Source organism: Kitasatospora sp. MAA19, from assembly GCF_029894125.1.
Classification (GTDB): Bacteria; Actinomycetota; Actinomycetes; order Streptomycetales; family Streptomycetaceae; genus Kitasatospora.
The window spans coordinates 207,911-225,725 of record NZ_JARXYZ010000007.1 but is presented as its reverse complement, the minus strand read 5'-3'; the positions used below and the strand labels follow the sequence as shown (position 1 = coordinate 225,725).

The window sequence follows — 17,815 nt, the reverse complement described above, 5'->3', positions numbered from 1 at the left end:
CACCGGGACAGCAAGCCGTCCCTCTATTACCCGATCCCGCGGTGGCCCCCGTCCAGCGGCCATGATCCCCCGCGACAAAGGTCTTCGATGCCCATCAGCCCGTCCCCTCACACCTCCGTCACGGACCGCGATGCCCTCGCAGCCACGACGGCCGGTCGGCGACCCCGCGTGACCATCGCGCGCGGAGCCACCCCCTGGTTCGTCCCCACCCTCGCCACGGCCGCCGTGACCACCGCCCTCACCCGGCGCAGCGGCAAGTGGGCCCTGGCAGCGGTACCCGCCTGTGCGCTCGGCGCGGGCATGCTGTGGTTCTTCCGCGACCCCGAGCGTGAGATCGGCACGGGCAGAGTGATCTCCCCCGCCGACGGCGTGGTGCAGAGCATCGACGCCTGGCCGGACGGCCGCACCCGGGTCGCGATCTTCATGAGCCCGCTCAACGTCCACGTCAACCGCGCGCCACTGCCCGGCACGGTGACCTCGGTCGAGCACGTCGCGGGCGGCTTCGTCCCCGCGTTCAACAAGGACAGCGACCAGAACGAGCGGGTCGTCTGGCACTTCGACACCGAGCTCGGCGACATCGAGATGGTGCAGATCGCGGGAGCCGTCGCCCGCCGCATCGTGCCGTACGTCGACGCCGGTACCAAGGTCGAGCAGGGCGACCGGATCGGCCTGATCCGGTTCGGCTCCCGGGTCGACACCTACCTGCCGGCCGGCGTCGAGGTCGGCGTCGAGGTCGGCCAGAAGACCACAGCCGGGGTGACGCGCCTTGACCGTGACTGATCCTGAGACAATCGTCGGCCTGGACGACGAGGAGACGGCCCTGCGCCGCCGCCGCTGGGCACGTGACCGCGAGCTGCGCGCCCCGCGCTCTCCCCAGCACCTGTCCACCGCCGACTTCCTGACCCTGGGGAACGCCGTCTGCGGCTTCCTGGCGATCTACTCGATCACCACCGGGGTGCTCGTCCCGCACATCACCAACCCGGACGTCGCTCCGGACCGGCACAGCGCCGCGACCGCGGTCACGCTGCTGCTCATCGGCTCGATGTGCGACCTCTTCGACGGACTGGTGGCGCGCAAGCTCCGCTCCTCCGCCCTCGGAGCGGAACTCGACAACCTGGCCGACCTGATCAGCTTCGGCATCGCGCCGGCCTACTTCGTCGCGGTCTGGGGCATGGTCTCCCAGGGCTCCAACACCAAGCTCTCGGCGGTCATCGCGCTGACCGTGCTGCTCGCGGTCGTCCTGCGGCTGGCCCGCTTCTCGGCCGTCAAGATGCGGCCCGGGGTGTTCCAGGGCATGCCCTGCCCGATGGGCGCGATGACGGTCATCGCCATCGTGCTGCTCGACCCGCCGTTCCTGCCCGGTCTGGTCGCCATCTTCGGCGCCGCGTACCTCATGGTCAGCCGGATCGAGTACCCCAAGCCGCAGGGGCTGCTGGCCACCGCGACGCTCTGCTGGATCGTCGTCTCGATCGGCTGCCTGGCCGCCTGGGCCACCGGTCTGCCCGGCGGCGACGCCCTGATGCACGTCGGCGCCGTCGCCCAGATCACGCTCGCCGCGATGGCCCCGCTGCTGGTCATCCGGCGCAAGGTCGGGCAGAAGGTCGGCGACGTCCGCGCCCGGCGGGCGGAGTCCCGCCTCGGCTGAGCCGTTGCCAGCCGTACGGAATCGCACAGCGCATGAGGAAGGGCCCGGATCCGGTAGCGGATCCGGGCCCTTCCCGCGTTCCTGGGCGGCTAGGGCCTACGCGCCGCCGGTGTGGACGCTGAACGCCGAACGGCGGGCCGCCCGCGCCACGCCCGGATCCGGGTGCACGCCCGAGACCGCCGTCAGCACCGAGGCCGCCCGCGGGTGCCCCGACTGCCGGGCCCGGGCGAACAGCCGCACCGGATCACCGGCCGAGGCGCCCTCGACGTGGCCCACCAACAGCTCGGTCTCCCCGTGGTCCAGCACCGCGGCCGCGGTGTCCACCCACAGCCAGGCCGCGTCCTCCGCGCCCAGCACATCCGCCGGGGAGACGCCCTCGTCCGAGCGCTCCGCCAGCCACAGCAGCGCGTACGGGCGCAGCACCGGCTCGTCCACCGCCGCCCGCACCGCCTGCTCCGCCGGGCCGCCGGCCACCCGCAGCGCCTCGAAGGCCAGTCCGCGCACCAGCGCGTCGTCCCCCTGGGCCGCGTCCAGCAGCTCCGCGACCGCCCGGTCCGCCGGGCGGGCCGCCACCCAGGCGCGGAACTCGGCCCGGGCCGGGCCCGGCGAGTAGTCCGCGCAGGCGTTCAGCAGCTCGAAGGCGCTCTGCTCGATGTGGCCGGCCGCGGTCTGCGCGACCGTGCAGATCTCCTCAAGCTTCGCGCGGACCGCCCAGTGGCCCAGCGGCGACAGCTCGGCGGCGTCGTTCCTGCGCACCACCGCGCCGACGGCCGCCAGGCCGTCCAGCATCCAGTCCAGGACGGCGGCCACGTCCGAGGGCGAGGGCGGGGTGTCGATCTGCGGCTCGCGGCAGGTCCCGCGGACCGCCGACACCGCCGAGGCGGCGTGCGGCACGGGCGACAGGCCCGAACCGTCGGCGCCGCCCACCCGGCGCTCGTCCAGGCCTCGGCGCAGCAGCTCCAGCAGTTCGTTGTCCGAGACCGGGCCGGCCACCAGGTGCAGGAAGGACAGCAGCTGCGGCACCTGGTCCACCGCCTGCCCGGCCAGCACCGCGAACACGCCGCGCAGGGCGGCGGGCGGCACCGGGGCCAGCAGCGTCCAGGCGTCGAACAGCGCCGACCAGCCGCGGATCACGGCCTCGTCGTCGTGCTCCCAGGCGTGCAGGCGCCAACCCGGGCCGGCACCCCCGTCCCGGGCCTCGACCAGGCCGACCAGCAGTGCCTGCCCCCACGCCTTGGCGGCGGCGGCGACCGTCATGGCCAGCGCCCGGCCCGCCGCACGGGCGTCCTCCGGCAGCAGCTCGCCCCGCTTGTCGACCTCCTCCAGTTCCCCGGCCCAGCGGGCGATCCGGACGGCGTCCACCAGCATCCGGCGGGCCAGCGGTGCCAGCTCGGCAGGCGCCGGGAAGCCGTCCGGCATGGGAACCCGCCCTCGACCGGGCGCCGGAGCGGGCCCTCGTCGGCGGGGTACCCCGGCCCCGCCCGGCCTGCCTGCGGCGGGTCGATGGGCTGTACCAGGGAGACGGGTCACCGTCGCACCGGTACCGATCGTCGGCGGGAGCGGGGCATCACGGTCGCGCGGATTCCGAGACGTCACGTCGAGCAGTCTTCCCCTTGTACCGGCCTTCTGTCACATCCGCTTGGCCGTACGGACGGGCTGCCGTCGACGGCACCTCCCCAAGATCGGGCAACAGAGGCAAACCGCCTGGCCGGAAACAGGTGGCGGGGTCATGTCAGGACGGCCGGACGCCCGGAACGCCGGTCGCGCTACCCGTTCACGCGGTCACGTTGCGTGCGCATCGGGTGGGTGGAGAGGCCGTACCCGGCATCCCGAAACGGGTGCCGACTCGCGGGGGGGCGGAATCAGAGCAAGGGGGTGAGCCAGCGGCGGAGGAGTTCGGTGTAGCGGGTGGGGGCGGAGTTCCACAGGGTGGCGTGGCCGGCACCGGGGAAGGGCTGGAGGCTGACCACGCCGGGGCGGGCGGCGGCGAGGCGCTCCGCGGCGCCGTAGGGGGCGAGCTCGTCGTCCGGGCTGTGCAGGAGGAGGGTGGGCACGCGCAGGTCGGCGCCTGCGGCGATGCGGGAGAAGTCGGCGAGGTCGACGCCGGTGCGGCCCTCGGCGGCGAGGACGCCGAGTGCGGCGGCGGCGCCGGTGTAGCCGGCCCGGGCGGCGCCGCGGCGGGCGGTGGCGGGCAGGTCGAGGACCGGCGAGTCCAGCACCAGGCCGCTGACGGCGTGGGCCCAGGCGGAGCGGGCGGCGGTCTGGAGGGCCATGGTCGCGCCGAGGGACCAGCCGTACAGGATGACCCGGCCGGCGCCGCTGTCGAGCGCGAGCCGGACCGCCGACTCGACGTCGCGCCACTCGGTCTCGCCGAAGTGGCCGAGCCCGTCCGGAGAGGCGGGGGCGCCCTGGTCGCCGCGGTAGGTGACGGCGAGGACGGGAAGCCCGAGACGGTCCAGGACGGGGAGGACCGGGAGGGTCTGCCGGCGGTCGGCACCGGGGCCGTGGATCAGGATCACCCAGACACCGCGCTTGCCGTCCAGGCGCCAGGCGGGGAGGGCGCCGAGTTCGCCGTCGGCGGCGGTGTCGGTGAACGGGAGGCCGAGCGCCTCGGTGGGGTCGCCGAGATGGACGCGGGGGGTGAAGCGGACCTCGGTGCCGGGGACGAGGGCGCCCCGGTCGGCGCGGACCAGGCGGCGGGTGACACCGTGCTCGTCGCTGTGCAGGACGTCCTCGACGACGGCGTGGCCGTGCTCGTCCCATTCGACGGCCCAGCGGCCGGGGCGCAGGCTCTCGGGGCTGCGGGTGAAGGTGACCCGGCCGGCGGCGAGGCTCTGCACGCGGACCGGGCCGGACTCCTGGACGGCGCTCGCCGGGTGGACCATCCGTTCGGAGGCCCGGCGGCCTATCACCAGGACGGCGGCCCCGGCGCCGACGGCGGCGGCCGCCACGGCGGCCGCGGTTCCCCAACGCATATCGCTCCCCGCTCTGCTGGTCTCGGACCGGACGGTGTTCGTACACCAGTTCATCGAGGGGCCTCGCGGGCGGCCACCGGACTGGGCCGTCCGGGTTACGGCGGTGCGGGCGGGAACGGGACGGGGAAGCGGGTGCCGATCCGGCGGGGGGGCTGTCTGCGTCGCACGGGAACGAACGGTAGGGGCGGGGCGTGACGGACCCCAGCCGCCGAACGCCCGAAGCGGCCCCGGAGGCCCCTTCGGGCCGCTGGACGATCGCCCAGGGGGTCATGCCCCTGCGGGCGGCCTGATCGGAGGTAGCGACGGGGCGCGTGTGACCAACCCCTCCGTAACCTCGGTTGACGCCCGGTTCGGCCGCGTGATGGGATCCTGGGGCCAAACGGAGGCATGCAGAGGAAGCCGGTGCGAGTCCGGCGCGGTCCCGCCACTGTCACCGGGGAGCACGCTCGGATTTTTGCCACGGCGGGCCGTCAGAAGCCGCTGGAAGGCCCGGGGGTGCGTTCGACCCGGAAGCCAGGAGACTCTCGCCCCCCGCTACGTCGATCCAGGGCGCGGACCCTGAGTGAGGACACGCACGCGATGCAGGCTGCCCCGCCCCGCCGGACCCCACGCGGCCTTCCGCCGAACCTGTCGCGCCTGCCGATACTTTCGCACCCGTCGTGCGCCCGCTGACCCGCGCCGCCGCGTTCGCGTTGGGCGCCGTCGCGGGCTACGCCGCCGACACCCGCTTCGGCGATCCCCGGCGCGGCCACCCGGTGGCCGCCTTCGGCGCTGCGGCGACCCGGCTGGAGCGCCGGGTGTGGCGGGACGACCGGGTGACCGGCGCCGGGTACACGGCGGTGTGCGTGGGCGCGGTCACGGCCGGCGCGGTGGCCCTGGACCGTACGGTGGGCCGGCGTCCACTGGGCCGGGCCGCGTTGGCGGCCGCCGCGACCTGGACGGTGCTCGGCGGCACCTCGCTGACCAGGGAGGCGCGCACCATCGGCCGTTCGCTCGCCGCGGGCGACCTGGCGGCCGCGCGGGAGCGGCTGCCGCACCTGTGCGGGCGGGATCCGAGCGCGCTGGACGGGCCGCAGATCGCCCGGGCGGTGGTCGAGTCGGTGGCGGAGAACACGGCGGACGCCGTGGTGAACGCACTGGCCTGGGGCGCGCTGGCGGGCACGCCGGGGCTGCTGGCGTTCCGCGCGGTGAACACCCTGGACGCGATGGTGGGCCACCGCTCGCCCCGGTACGCCCGGTTCGGCTGGGCGTCGGCCCGGCTGGACGACCTGGCGGGCTGGCCGGGCGCCCGGCTGACGGCGCTGCTGACGGTGGCCGCCGCGCCGGAGCCGCGGACGGCCTGGCGGGTCTGGCGGCGGGACGGCTCGGCGCATCCGAGCCCGAACGCGGGCCAGGCGGAGGCGGCCTTCGCGGGAGCGGTGGGCGTCCGGCTGGGCGGGACCCTGCGGTACGGCGAGCGGGTGGAGCACCGGCCGGTGCTGGGCGCGGAGCTGCGGCCGGTGACGGTGGACGACATCGAGCGGGCCTGCGCGCTCTCCCGGCGGGTGGGCGTGCTGGCCCTGGGTACGACGGTCGCGGGGCATCTGGCGATCCGGTCGTTGGCGGCTTCGAGGCCACGGACGGCTTCGAGAAGGAGGGGCACGGCATGAGCAACGCGCTGCTGGTCGCCGGGACGACCTCGGACGCGGGCAAGAGCGTGGTGACCGCGGGCATCTGCCGCTGGTTGGCCCGTCAGGGGGTCTCGGTCGCGCCGTTCAAGGCGCAGAACATGTCGCTGAACTCCTTCGTCACCGCCGACGGCGCCGAGATCGGCCGGGCGCAGGCGATGCAGGCGCAGGCGGCCCGGGTGGAGCCGGAGGCGGCGATGAACCCGGTGCTGCTGAAGCCGGGCGCGGACGGCCGCAGCCAAGTGGTGCTGCTGGGTCGGCCGGTCGCCGAGGTGGGCGCGCTGGACTACCGCGAGCGCAAGCCCGTCCTGCTGGAGCGGGCGCTGGAGTGCCTGGCGGATCTGCGCAGCCGCTACGACGTGGTGGTGTGCGAGGGCGCCGGCTCACCCGCCGAGATCAACCTGCGGGACCGGGACATCGCCAACATGGGCCTGGCCACAGCCGCCGGGCTGCCGGTGGTGGTGGTCGGGGACATCGACCGCGGCGGCGTCTTCGCCGCGATGTACGGGACGCTGGCGCTGCTGTCGGCGGAGGACCAGCGGCATGTGGCGGGCTGGTTCGTCAACAAGTTCCGCGGCGACGCCCGGCTGCTGGCGCCCGGCCTGGAGATGCTGCACGGGCTGACCGGCCGCCCGGTGCTGGGCACGCTGCCGATGCTGCCGGGCCTGTGGCTGGACGCCGAGGACTCGCTCGATCTGACGACCGTGGTGGACCGCACCGAAGGGCGCGGGCCGCTGGGCGCGGACGTGCTGCGGGTGGCCGTGGTGCGCTTCCCCCGGCTGTCGAACTTCACCGACCTGGACGCGCTGGCGCAGGAGCCGGGCGTGCTGGTGCGCTGGGCGACCCGGCCGGAGGAGTTGGCCGACGCCGACCTGGTGGTGCTGCCCGGCACCCGGGCCACCGTGGCCGACCTGGCCTGGCTGCGCGAGCGCGGCCTGGAACCGGCGCTGAGGGCGCGGGCGGCGGCCGGGCTGCCGATCCTCGGGGTGTGCGGCGGCTACCAGATGCTGGCCCGCTCGATCGAGGACGAGGTGGAGTCCAAGGCCGGCTCCGTCGAGGGCCTGGGACTGCTGCCGACGAACGTGCGGTTCGGCGCCGAGAAGGTGCTGGCGCGGCCGGTCGGCGAGGCGTACGGGCAGCGGGTCGTGGGGTACGAGATCCACCACGGGGTGGTGGCGGTCGAGGGGGGCCAACCCTTCCTGGACGGCTGCCGGGTGGGCTCGGTGTGGGGCACGACCTGGCACGGCGCGCTGGAGAACGACGGGTTCCGCCGTGAACTCCTGCGCGAGGTCGCCGAGTTGGCGGGCCGGGCGTTCGTGCCGGCGCCGGACACCTCGTTCGCCGAGGCGCGCGAGGCCCGGCTGGACCGGCTGGGCGACCTGATCGAGGAGCACGCGGACACCGACGCGCTGTGGAAGCTGATCGAGGGCGGGGTGCCGGCGGCCGGATCGCTGCCGTTCCTGGCGCCCGGGGCACCTGGGGAGTATGCATGAGTGACGTCCGCTATCCGTTCACCGCGATCGTCGGCATGGCCGACCTACGACTCGGGCTGCTGCTCAACGCGGTCTCCCCGGCCGTGGGCGGCGTGCTGGTGCGCGGGGAGAAGGGCACCGCGAAGTCGACCATGGTGCGCGCGCTGGCCGGCCTGCTGCCGTCCCTCGCGGCCGTCGACGGCTGCCGCTTCGCCTGCGACCCGTCGGCTCCGGACCCGCAGTGCCCGGACGGCCCGCACCTCGACGCCGGCTCGCACCGACGACCGTCCGAGCTGGTCGAGTTGCCGGTCGGCGTGGCCGAGGACCGGATCGTCGGCTCGCTCGACCTGGAGCGGGCGCTGGCCGAGGGCGTCAAGGCGTACGAGCCGGGGCTGCTCGCCAAGGCGCACCGCGGCGTGCTCTACATCGACGAGGTGAACCTGCTCCAGGACCACGTGGTGGACCTGCTGCTGGACGCCGCCGCGATGGGCCGCTCCTACGTCGAGCGCGAGGGCGTGTCGGTGCGGCACGCGGCCCGCTTCCTGCTGGTCGGCACCATGAACCCGGAGGAGGGCGAGCTGCGGCCGCAGCTGCTCGACCGGTTCGGCCTGACCGTCGAGATCGCCGCCACCCGGGACCCGGTCGAGCGCGCCGAGGTGGTCCGCCGCCGGCTCGCCTACGACGCCGACCCGGCCGGCTTCGCCGCGCGGTTCGCCGAGGACGAGCGGGCGCTCGCCGAACGCATCACCGCCGCCCGGGAGTTGCTGCCCAAGGTGGAGCTGAATGATGTGGCGCTGCGTCAGATCACTGCGGTGTGCGCCGCGTTCGAGGTGGACGGACTGCGCGCCGACATCGTGATGGCCCGCACCGCCGTCGCGCTCGCCGCCTGGGACGGGCGGACCGAGGTGCTGGAGGAGGACGTCCGCAAGGCCGCCCGGCTGGCGCTGCCGCACCGGCGGCGCCGCAACCCCTTCGACGCGCCGGGGCTGGACGAGGAACAGCTGGACCGGACGCTGGAGGAGCACGCGCAGCCGGCGGACGACGCGGGCGAGCCCGAGGGCGAGGGCGGCGGCGAGGGTCAGACCGAGGGCGACGGCGACGGGCCCGAGGACGACGGTTCCGGCCCGGACGGCGGCCCCGGCGGCGGCCCGGACGGCGGCGGGGCCCCCGAGCCCTCGGACGCCGGGCCGGAGGCGTCCGCCGCCACCGACACCGAGCAGCCGGCCCAGCAGCCCGTACCGGCCCAACACCCCGCCCCTGCCCGGGAGTCGGCGCCGGTCGCGGCCGGCGATCCGTACCGGACCAGGTTGTTCACCGTGCAGGGCACCGGCCACGGCGCCCAGGGCCGCCGCTCCCCCGCCGAGACCTCCGGCGGGCACACCGTGCGCGCCCGGCGCCCGCAGGGCACGCTCAGCCGGCTGCACCTGACCGCCACCCTGCAGGCCGCCGCACCGCACCAGGCGGCGCGCGGGCGGACCGGCCGGGCGCTGGTGCTGCACAAGGACGACTTCCGCGAACAGGTCCGCCAGGGGCGGGAGTCCAACCTGGTGCTGTTCGTCGTCGACGCCTCCGGCTCGATGGCCGCCCGGCAGCGGATGACCGCCGTCAAGGGCGCCGTGCTGTCGCTGCTGATGGACGCCTACCAGCGGCGCGACAAGATCGGCATGATCACCTTCCGGGGCGCGGACGCCGAACTGGCGCTGCCGCCGACCTCGTCCGTGGAGGTCGGCGCGGCCCGGCTGGAGTCGCTGCCCACCGGTGGGCGGACCCCGCTGGCCGCCGGGCTGCTGCGCGCGCACGAGGTGCTGCGGGTCGAGCGGCTGCGCGACCCGAGCCGCCGCCCGCTGCTGGTCGTGGTGACCGACGGCCGGGCCACCGGCGGGCGTGACGCGCTCGCCCGATCCCAGCGCGCGGCCGGGCTGTTCGCGGCGCAGGGCACGGCGAGCGTGGTGCTGGACTGCGAGTCCGGCCCGGTCCGTCTCGGCCTGGCCCGTACCCTGGCCGGACTGCTCGGCGGCACCGCCGTCAGCCTGGACGAGCTGCGCCCCGAGGGCGTCGCCTCGCTCGTCCGCGAGAACCGACCCTCGACGATGCGAAAGGCGGCCTGAGCGCCATGCCCAAGGGAGTGCCCGAGAACGTCCCCGCCGACGGCCTGACGACCCGCCAGCGCCGTACGCTGCCGATCACCGCCGTGCACACCGGCCCCGGCAAGGGCAAGTCCACCGCCGCGTTCGGCATGGCGCTGCGGGCCTGGAACCAGGGCTGGCCGATCGGGGTGTTCCAGTTCGTGAAGTCCGCCAAGTGGAAGGTCGGCGAGGAGAACGCGCTGCGCGTACTCGGTGCCTCCGGCGAGGGCGGGACGGTCGCCTGGCACAAGATGGGCGAGGGCTGGTCCTGGGTGCAGCGCGACATCGAGAGCAGCGAGGAGGCGGCCAAGGAGGGCTGGGAGCAGGTCAAGCGCGACCTGGCCGCCGAGTCCTACCGCTTCTACGTGCTCGACGAGTTCACCTACCCGATGCACTGGGGCTGGATCGACGTCGAGGAGGTGCTGGCGGTGCTCAAGGACCGTCCGGGCAGCCAGCACGTCGTCATCACCGGCCGGTACGCCCCCGAGCCGCTGACCGAATTCGCCGACCTGGTCACCGAGATGACCAAGATCAGGCACCCCATGGACGCCGGCCGCAAGGGCCAGCGCGGTATCGAGTGGTAGGCCGTTGAGCACCGTCCCCGGTCCGAGCACCGCCCCCCGTCCGAACGCCGTCCCCCGCCTCGTCGTCGCCGCGCCCTCCTCCGGCGCCGGCAAGACCACCGTCGCCACCGGCCTGATCGCGGCGCTCGCCGCACGCGGGCTGGCGGTGTCGCCGCACAAGGTCGGCCCCGACTACATCGACCCGGGCTACCACGCGCTCGCCGCCGGGCGGCCGGGCCGCAACCTGGACGCCTTCCTGTGCGGGCCGGAGCGGATCGCCCCACTGTTCCTGCACGGCGCGGCGGGGGCGGACGTCGCGGTGGTCGAGGGCGTCATGGGCCTGTTCGACGGGGCGTCCGGGCGCGGCGAGCTGGCCTCCACCGCACACGTCGCCAAGCTGCTGAAGGCGCCCGTGGTGCTGGTCGTGGACGGCTCCTCGCAGTCCCGGTCGGTGGCCGCGCTGGTGCACGGCTTCGCCTCCTGGGACCCGGAGGTGCGGCTGGCCGGGGTGATCCTCAACCGGGTCGCCTCCGACCGGCACGAGCACCTCCTGCGCGAGGCCCTGGAGGAGGGCTCGGGCGTGCCCGTGCTGGGGGCGCTGCGCCGCTCGACGGCAGTCGCCACGCCGTCCCGCCACCTCGGGCTGATCCCGGCCGTGGAGCGCTCGGCGGCGGCCCTCAAGGCCGTCGCCGACATGGGGGAACTCGTCGCCGCCTCGGTCGACCTGGACGCCCTGCTCGAACTCGCCCGGACGGCACCGGAGCTGGACGCCGAACCGTGGGACGCCTCGGCCGAGGTCGACCCGGTGTCCGGCACCCCGCGGATCGCGGTGGCGGGCGGCGCCGCCTTCTCCTTCTCGTACGCCGAGAACGCCGAACTGCTCACCGCCGCGGGCGCGGAGGTGGTCCCGTTCGACCCGCTGCACGCCTCGGCCCTGCCGGCGGGCACGTCCGGCCTGGTGATCGGCGGCGGCTTCCCCGAGCTGTACGTCCGGGAGTTGAGCGGCAACGCCGCGCTGCGCGGGGCCATCGCGGCGTTCGCCGCCGGCGGCGGCCCGATCGCCGCCGAATGTGCCGGACTGCTCTACCTGGGGCGGGAGTTGGACGGCCTGCCGATGTGCGGCGTGCTGGACACCGGCGCCCGGATGACCGAGCGGCTCACCCTCGGCTACCGGGAGGCCGTCGCCCTGCACGACTCCCCGCTCGCCCGGGCCGGCACCCGGCTGCGCGGCCACGAGTTCCACCGGACGGTCTGCGAACCGGGCGAGGGCGAACTCCCCGCCTGGGGCTGGCGGCTGCCCACCGGGCCGCGCACCGAGGGCTTCACGGACGGCAACGTCCACGCCTCGTACCTGCACCTGCACTGGGCCGGAACGCCGTCGCTGGCCGCCTCGTTCGCCTCCGCCGCGGCCGCTCACCGGGCGGCTGCGGAGACGTAGCCGCCCTCAACGACGGCTCCGGCTCGGGCTGGTCGAGCATCGCCCGCCGCCTGCGGGAGCCGCCGCCCAGCCCTGCACGGCCTGAGGGCCGCCGACCCGCTACGCCTCGGTGTCCTGAGGATGCCGAGGCGAGGCGTGGACGAGGTGGACGACGCGGGCCACCTCGTCCACCACGTACCGCACTCGCCCGCCGGCGGTCACCTCGTACTCCCACTGCGGCAGCTCGACGCCCCCGAACACGCGGGTCGCCAGACGGCCCCGCAATCGATGCTGCCGATCCGGATCCCTCATGGACAGCGGGTTCACCCGGAGCGCCTCGAAACAGCGACGGGCGTTCCCGGCCGCCTCCGCGCACAGCTGCCCCCACCCCTTGGCAGCCTCCGTCGTGCCGAATCGCAGCCGCCACTCCTCACCGACGAGTGGGGGCGCGACATCATCACCGCGCTTCGGGCTCACGGCTCCACCACCTCGCCGTGATCATCGCCGGGAAGGGGCCTGGAGAGCTCTGCCGCCAACTCCGGATCCGCAAGCACTCTCGCGGTGGCACGCCATTCCACTATCACCCGGTGCAGGCTGGCGTGCACGTCCAGCTCCACGGCATCGCGAGTCGCGCCGACGAGGTCGACAACGAACTCACGCACCTCCTCAGCCGACAGGTGCCGGGCCCAGGGGAAGACGGCGGGGAGGGCGAGGAGTACCGCCCGCGTGCCCTCATCACTGCCGATCAGCGCAGCGAACAGGCGCGCGGTGACGTCCGCGGTCTCCTCGCGCTGGCGGTCGTGGCGCCCGGTGGTGAGGTACAGGTCCTCCCCGTCGCGGCGCGTGACACGCACGCGCTGGACTCGCTCCACGCTGTCCGCGACGCGCTTGGAGTTCTTCGACAGGTCGGAGAACGACACAGTGGGAGTCGACATGACTCGACACTAATTCGGAATACATTCCGAAGTCAATCGGAAAGGCCGCCCGCCCACACTCTGCGCCCCTCAGGACGCGCCGTTGCCGAAAGCGCCGGCCAGCGGGTCGGGGCGGTGGCAGGCGGCGCAGCGCAGGCGGGTGTAGATCGCCACCGGGCCCATGCACACGTCCTCGCGGCCGTCCGCCGGGGACTCGGAGCCGGCCGGCCCGCCGCAGTCCAGGCAGGTGCGCTGGGCGCGGGCGGCGATCGAGCAGACACGGCAGACCAGGTGGGTCGGGTGTTCGGCGTGGACGACGACGGGCCGGGGGCCGCCGTGGAGCAGGTGGACACACCACGTGCAGGACTTGTCCGCCTGCGACGCCAGCATCCGGGCCCGGGTCTCCTGTTGCCACTTGGCGGCCTTCCGCAAGGGGACCGTCACCGGCGGCCCCCACCCGGACGCGGCGAGCCACTGGGCCCCTCGGCACCGGCCGCCCGCAACTGGTCCCCGACGGCGATGTCCCTGGGCCTCCTGTCCTTCATCGGCCTTCTCCTCCGCTCCGGGTTCCCACCGTTACAACGCGCCCGGGGAAGTCATGGACACGCGGATCGCCGGCCCCCTACGGCCGCATGCCATGCACGAGGGCGGGGAGCATCGAACCCCACGCTTGAAACGCGAGGGCGTGGGAGATGCGGCGGTGCTCGTCAGGGGCGACGACGTCCGGAAGCCGCTCCTCGTCCACCCAGTGCAGCGCGCGGCGGCGGGCGACCGATTCGACCTGATCGGCGGCGACTTGGCCACCGCAATGCACGAAGTGGAAGGGGCGGGCCCCGACGTAGTCCACGACGAGGATGCAGTGCAGGGAGCGGACGAGGCCGCTCGCGGCCTCGAGGTGGCGACGGGCGGCCAGGTGCGGCGGCTCGCTCCGGTCGGCGCCGCCACCAGGGAGGGCGAGGGCGGTCCGACGCGCGGTCTCGACGAGCAGGATCTCCCCGGCCTCGTTGAGGACGAGAGCCTGATGGTGGGTCCGGGGGCGCACGCGCAGGGGGTTCAACATCCGTGGCTCCGTCTTGTCACGCCGCGTCGCGCGTGCGCGGCCGGCTCGGGTGCTGGACGGGGACGAGGCGGGGGCTGCCGGACGGCCGGACGTGCTCGGGCCGGGTGGTCCACTCGCAACCACCGCGCTCGAGGCGGAGGTAGACGAGAGCGCCGAGGGTGTCCATGTAGACGCCCTCGGCGGGGTTGCCGACGGCGTCCTTGTGGGCGAGGTCGTGGACGATCTCGCCGAGTTGGGGTTGGTAGAGGGATGCGGGCATGGGGGCTCCTTGATAGCTCTACGCACTTGATTCATCACGAGCTGTATCCATAGTGCCCACGGTGGAGTTACGATCGCCAGAGTCTGACCTTGACGGTTCCATCTGGTTAAGGGGGGTCACCTGTCATGGACTTCAACGAGCCTGACGCGACCGCATCGCCACTCGCCCGATTCGGCGCAGAACTCCGCAGGATGAGGCGGGCAATGGGGTGGTCGCAGACCGAACTCGGGCGGCGCATGGGCTACTCGAATGGGATGGTGTCGTACGTCGAACGGGCGAAGAAGCCCGTAACCCATAACTTCGCGGTTAGAGCCGACGAGGTGTTCGATACCGGGGGCACCTTCTACGAGCTGTGGCGCCGATACTCGCGCGCCAGCCTCCTGGAGGGATTCCCCGAGTTCGCCGAGGCCGAGGGTCGATGCCGGAAGCTCCGCACCTTTGAACTGAGCGTCATGCCAGGTCTTTTCCAGACCAAGGAGTACGCGAGCGCACTGGCCGCCGCCGCCGTCCTCCGAGGCAGCATCACCGAAGAGCAGGCGGCAGAGCGGGTGGAATTCCTCGCCAACCGTCAACGGATCTTCGAACAGAAGGCTGCTCCGGTCGTCCACGCGGTACTGGATCAAAGTTGCCTGGTTCGACCCGTCGGCGGCCATGACGTGATGCGCGCGCAGCTCGACCACTTGGAGAAGCTGGCCCGCCTCTCCAACGTGACGATCCAGGTAGCTCCGTTCAGTCTTGCGGAGCACGTCCCGTTCACGATGCCCATCGTCCTGCTGACGCTGCCGGACCGATCCGTGGTCGGCTATGCGGAGTCCCAGGCACGGGGCCATCTCGCACGGGGACGCGAAGCGGTCGCCGCTTGGGAAAGTGACTACGATCAGCTGCAGGTGGAGTCCCTGTCGAAGACGGCTTCACTCAGCATGATCCGCGCTGTTCGAAAGGAACACGAATGATGCACGTCGACCTGGCCAGCGCACAGTGGGTCAAGTCCAGCTACTCCAACAACGGCGGCAACTGTGTCGAGGTTTCACCCGGCTTGACCGGCCTGATGCCCGTGCGCGACTCCAAGGACCCCCAGGGCCCCGCACTCCTCTTCCCTGCCGACGCCTGGCAATCCTTCCTCTCCGCCATCCGCAGCGGCGAGTTCGGCGCGCTCTGACCATGGTCGAACCCGACGCCATCGGCGCCTACTGGGACGCCGCCGCCGCATCGTTCGACGATGAGCCCGATCACGGGTTGCAGGCCGGGCCGACGCGCGCCGCGTGGCGTCGGCGGCTCGCGGACTGGGTGCCGGCCGGCTCGGCCGATGTGTTGGATGTCGGGTGCGGCACCGGGTCGTTGTCGTTGCTGCTCGCGGAGGCGGGGCATCGGGTGACCGGGGTGGATCTGGCGCCCGGGATGGTGGCGCGGGCCCAGCGGAAGCTGGCGGAGGCCGGTCGGCCGGGGCGGTTCCTGGTCGGAGACGCGGCCTCGCCGCCGACCGGCGAGGCCGCGTTCGACGTCGTGCTGGCCCGGCACCTGCTGTGGACGCTGTCCGCCCCCCGTGCCGCGCTCGCCGATTGGGTGGGCCGGCTGCGGCCCGGCGGGCGGCTGGTGCTGGTCGAGGGCCGCTGGCGTACCACCGGCATTCCGTACGTCTCGGGCGCCGAGCGGCTGCCCTGGAACGGCGGGGTGGGGGCGGCGGAACTCGCCGCCGCCGTGCGGCCGTTGGCGCGTGGCCTGCGGGTCGAGGTGCTGAGCGGGGATCCGGAGCTCTGGGGCGGTCCGGTGGACGACGAACGGTACGCGCTGATCGCCGAGGTCTGAGTTCCGGCCACGCGTACTCAGCCCGACAGGGACTCCGTGTCGCCGTGGGCGATGAGGAGTTTCCTGAGCAGGACGTCGAGTTGGGCGCGCTCGTCGGCGTCGAGACCGGCCAGGATGCGCTCCTCGTTGCGGACGTGGCCGGCCAGGGCGGCGTCGATGAGGTCCTTGCCGGCCGGGGTGAGGCGGATGAGGACGGCGCGGCGGTCGTCGGGGCAGGGGTTGCGTTCGACCAGGCCCTTGGCGGACAGGCGGTCGACCCGGTTGGTGATGGCGCCGGAGGTGACCATGGCGGCCTTGAGGAGGGCGCGGGCGTTGAGCTCGTAGGGTTCGCCGGAGCGGCGCAGGGTGGCCAGGACGTCGAACTCGGAGGAGTCCAGGCCGCAGGAGTTGAAGTACTCGCGCAGGGCGCCGTCGACGCGGACGTTGAGGCGTCGCATCCGGCCGATCAGGCCGATGGCCTCGGTGTTGAGGTCGGGGCGGGTCCTGGTCCACTGCTCGACGATGTCGTCGACGGTGTCGCGCTGCTGCATGTCCTGTCGCCTCCCTGCTTCCCGCGGCCCGGGCCGGACCGCCGGCAACTAGCTTAACATTCACATACTTGACGTTCACTCACCTTTGGGCGTACTAATCATCTCAACGTTCAGATAGTCAACGTTGAGGGGGATGTCATGAGGGGAACACGCGCAGGAGTGGCCGTCACAGCGGCACTCGCCCCGGCGGCCTGGGGCACGACCTACCTGGTCACCACAGAGCTCCTGCCCGAAGGCCGTCCGCTGCTGCTCGCCGCCCTGCGCGCCCTCCCGGCCGGGCTGCTCCTGCTGCTGATCGGCCGCAAGCTGCCCAAGGGGCGCTGGTGGGGGCGCGCGGCCGTGCTCGGGATGCTCAACATCGGGCTGTTCTTCCCGCTCACCTTCGTCGGCGCCTACCGCCTGCCCGGCGGCGTCGCGGCCACCATCGGGGCGATCCAGCCCCTGCTCGTCGCCGGGCTCTCGATCGGCGTGCTCGGCGTACGGCCAGGACGACGGGCGCTGCTCGCGGGACTCGCCGGGGTCGGCGGCGTCGCCCTGCTGGTGCTGAAGAGCGGCGCCCGGCTGGACGGCGTCGGGATCGCCGCGATGGTCGGCGCGATCGCCCTGATGGCGACGGGGACCGTCCTCACCCGGCGCTGGGGGCGGCCGGAGGGTGCCACCCTGCTGGATCTGACGGCCTGGCAGCTCCTCGCCGGCTCCGCTCTCCTGGTCCCGCTCGCCGGCTTCGTCGAGGGCGCACCGCCGTCCCTGAGCGCCACCAACCTGGCCGGCTTCGCCTATCTCGGAGTCTTCAGCACCGCGCTCGGGTACGTCCTCTGGTTTCGCGGCATCGAACGCCTCGGCGCCGGCCCGGCCTCGTTCCTTGGACTGATCAACCCGGTCGTAGCGACCGCGGGCGGCCTCGTCGTCCTCGGCCAGACCCTCACCGGATGGCAACTCCTCGGCCTGCTGCTGGCCCTGAGCGCCATGTTCGCGGGCCAGGCCCCCGCCCGGCAGCCCAAACCCGCCGTACCCCCTCTCACCCCTGTCGCCCCCGCCACCCCTGTCACCCGCTGACCGGCACAAGGAGTCACGCCATGCACTACGTCGTCATCACCCGCACCGACCACACCCCCGACGCCGCCCTCGGCCACTACCTCGCCAACGTCGGCGCCACCATGGAGCCCTACCAGGGCCGCCTGCTCGCCTTCGACGCCCCGGCCCGTCTGGAAGGCGAGACCGCCTACACCAAGACCGCCATCCTCGAATTCCCCACCGAGGCCGACGCCCGCGGCTGGTACGACTCCCCCGCCTACCAGGCCCTCGCCGCATGGCGTACCGCCACCATGGGCCACCCCGTCACCATCGCCGCCGTCCCCGGCCTGCCGGCCTGACCCGCACC

20 protein-coding genes and 1 riboswitch are annotated in these 17,815 nt (G+C 73.8%); of the genes, 12 read left to right on the top strand and 8 right to left on the bottom strand.

The window, feature by feature from the left end; genetic code table 11:
- Window positions 1–87 precede the first annotated feature (87 nt).
- Both P3T27_RS14390 and P3T27_RS14385 read left to right on the top strand, forming a co-directional pair.
- Complete coding sequence (locus P3T27_RS14390) at window positions 88–780, top strand: phosphatidylserine decarboxylase (RefSeq protein WP_280678199.1); 693 nt, start codon at window positions 88–90, stop codon at window positions 778–780.
- A 40-nt stretch (window positions 781–820) separates the two neighbouring features.
- Complete coding sequence (locus P3T27_RS14385; protein ID WP_280678338.1) at window positions 821–1,645, top strand: CDP-alcohol phosphatidyltransferase family protein; 825 nt, start codon at window positions 821–823, stop codon at window positions 1,643–1,645.
- 96 nt (window positions 1,646–1,741) lie between these two features.
- On the opposite strand, the gene P3T27_RS14380 is transcribed toward P3T27_RS14385, so the two are convergent.
- Together P3T27_RS14380 and P3T27_RS14375 are read right to left on the bottom strand one after the other, a co-directional pair.
- A complete protein-coding gene (locus P3T27_RS14380; protein ID WP_280678197.1) occupies window positions 1,742–3,064 on the bottom strand; it encodes a hypothetical protein in 1,323 nt (440 codons plus the stop codon).
- A gap of 443 nt (window positions 3,065–3,507) precedes the next feature.
- Window positions 3,508–4,620, bottom strand: coding sequence for an alpha/beta fold hydrolase (locus P3T27_RS14375; protein ID WP_280678195.1), 1,113 nt, complete (start codon window positions 4,618–4,620; stop codon window positions 3,508–3,510).
- Window positions 4,621–5,011: 391 nt separating this feature from the next.
- Window positions 5,012–5,144, top strand: a riboswitch (cobalamin riboswitch).
- Between the two features lie 168 nt (window positions 5,145–5,312).
- On the opposite strand from P3T27_RS14375, the gene P3T27_RS14370 reads away from it, so the two are divergent.
- From P3T27_RS14370 to P3T27_RS14350, 5 genes are read left to right on the top strand one after another with little or no spacing between them, the layout of a single operon-like run.
- On the top strand, window positions 5,313–6,269 hold the full coding sequence (locus P3T27_RS14370; RefSeq protein ID WP_280678337.1) for a cobalamin biosynthesis protein: 957 nt from the start codon (window positions 5,313–5,315) through the stop codon (window positions 6,267–6,269).
- On the top strand, window positions 6,266–7,780 hold the full coding sequence (locus P3T27_RS14365) for a cobyric acid synthase (protein ID WP_280678193.1): 1,515 nt from the start codon (window positions 6,266–6,268) through the stop codon (window positions 7,778–7,780). Before P3T27_RS14370 ends, P3T27_RS14365 begins: the two co-directional genes overlap by 4 nt.
- Complete coding sequence (locus P3T27_RS14360; RefSeq protein ID WP_280678191.1) at window positions 7,777–9,867, top strand: putative cobaltochelatase; 2,091 nt, start codon at window positions 7,777–7,779, stop codon at window positions 9,865–9,867. The genes P3T27_RS14365 and P3T27_RS14360 overlap by 4 nt, the downstream gene beginning before the upstream one ends.
- A 5-nt stretch (window positions 9,868–9,872) precedes the next feature.
- Complete coding sequence (gene cobO, locus P3T27_RS14355; RefSeq protein WP_280678189.1) at window positions 9,873–10,469, top strand: cob(I)yrinic acid a,c-diamide adenosyltransferase; 597 nt, start codon at window positions 9,873–9,875, stop codon at window positions 10,467–10,469.
- A gap of 4 nt (window positions 10,470–10,473) precedes the next feature.
- Complete coding sequence (locus P3T27_RS14350) at window positions 10,474–11,886, top strand: cobyrinate a,c-diamide synthase (protein WP_280678187.1); 1,413 nt, start codon at window positions 10,474–10,476, stop codon at window positions 11,884–11,886.
- 99 nt (window positions 11,887–11,985) lie between these two features.
- On the opposite strand, the gene P3T27_RS14345 is transcribed toward P3T27_RS14350, so the two are convergent.
- From P3T27_RS14345 to P3T27_RS14325, 5 genes are all read right to left on the bottom strand, one after another.
- Window positions 11,986–12,342, bottom strand: a complete 357-nt coding sequence (locus P3T27_RS14345) for a hypothetical protein (protein ID WP_280678185.1) — start codon at window positions 12,340–12,342, stop codon at window positions 11,986–11,988.
- Window positions 12,339–12,800, bottom strand: coding sequence for a prevent-host-death family protein (locus tag P3T27_RS14340; RefSeq protein WP_280678182.1), 462 nt, complete (start codon window positions 12,798–12,800; stop codon window positions 12,339–12,341). The genes P3T27_RS14345 and P3T27_RS14340 overlap by 4 nt, the downstream gene beginning before the upstream one ends.
- Window positions 12,801–12,869: 69 nt before the next feature.
- On the bottom strand, window positions 12,870–13,223 hold the full coding sequence (locus P3T27_RS14335; RefSeq protein ID WP_280678180.1) for a hypothetical protein: 354 nt from the start codon (window positions 13,221–13,223) through the stop codon (window positions 12,870–12,872).
- 178 nt (window positions 13,224–13,401) lie between these two features.
- Entirely contained in the window at window positions 13,402–13,839 is a 438-nt protein-coding gene (locus tag P3T27_RS14330; RefSeq protein WP_280678178.1) for an NUDIX domain-containing protein, read from the bottom strand.
- A gap of 16 nt (window positions 13,840–13,855) precedes the next feature.
- Complete coding sequence (locus P3T27_RS14325) at window positions 13,856–14,098, bottom strand: hypothetical protein (RefSeq protein ID WP_280678176.1); 243 nt, start codon at window positions 14,096–14,098, stop codon at window positions 13,856–13,858.
- Between the two features lie 125 nt (window positions 14,099–14,223).
- On the opposite strand from P3T27_RS14325, the gene P3T27_RS14320 reads away from it, so the two are divergent.
- Genes P3T27_RS14320 through P3T27_RS14310 form a run of 3 tightly spaced genes read left to right on the top strand, consistent with a single transcriptional unit; the run spans window position 14,224 to window position 15,904 of the window.
- Window positions 14,224–15,051: a helix-turn-helix transcriptional regulator gene (locus P3T27_RS14320; protein WP_280678174.1), complete on the top strand. Its 828-nt coding sequence runs from the start codon at window positions 14,224–14,226 to the stop codon at window positions 15,049–15,051.
- The gene (locus tag P3T27_RS14315; RefSeq protein ID WP_280678172.1) at window positions 15,048–15,257 is read left to right on the top strand and encodes a DUF397 domain-containing protein; all 210 of its coding nucleotides are present in this window, start codon (window positions 15,048–15,050) and stop codon (window positions 15,255–15,257) included. Before P3T27_RS14320 ends, P3T27_RS14315 begins: the two co-directional genes overlap by 4 nt.
- A 2-nt stretch (window positions 15,258–15,259) precedes the next feature.
- Window positions 15,260–15,904, top strand: a complete 645-nt coding sequence (locus tag P3T27_RS14310; RefSeq protein WP_280678170.1) for a class I SAM-dependent methyltransferase — start codon at window positions 15,260–15,262, stop codon at window positions 15,902–15,904.
- A gap of 17 nt (window positions 15,905–15,921) precedes the next feature.
- On the opposite strand, the gene P3T27_RS14305 is transcribed toward P3T27_RS14310, so the two are convergent.
- Window positions 15,922–16,434 (bottom strand): MarR family transcriptional regulator, encoded by a 513-nt coding sequence (locus P3T27_RS14305; RefSeq protein WP_280678168.1) that lies wholly within the window; start codon window positions 16,432–16,434, stop codon window positions 15,922–15,924.
- Window positions 16,435–16,572: 138 nt separating this feature from the next.
- On the opposite strand from P3T27_RS14305, the gene P3T27_RS14300 reads away from it, so the two are divergent.
- Both P3T27_RS14300 and P3T27_RS14295 read left to right on the top strand, forming a co-directional pair.
- Window positions 16,573–17,490: an EamA family transporter gene (locus P3T27_RS14300; RefSeq protein ID WP_280678166.1), complete on the top strand. Its 918-nt coding sequence runs from the start codon at window positions 16,573–16,575 to the stop codon at window positions 17,488–17,490.
- 20 nt (window positions 17,491–17,510) lie between these two features.
- The gene (locus P3T27_RS14295; protein ID WP_280678164.1) at window positions 17,511–17,807 is read left to right on the top strand and encodes a DUF1330 domain-containing protein; all 297 of its coding nucleotides are present in this window, start codon (window positions 17,511–17,513) and stop codon (window positions 17,805–17,807) included.
- Window positions 17,808–17,815 lie beyond the last annotated feature (8 nt).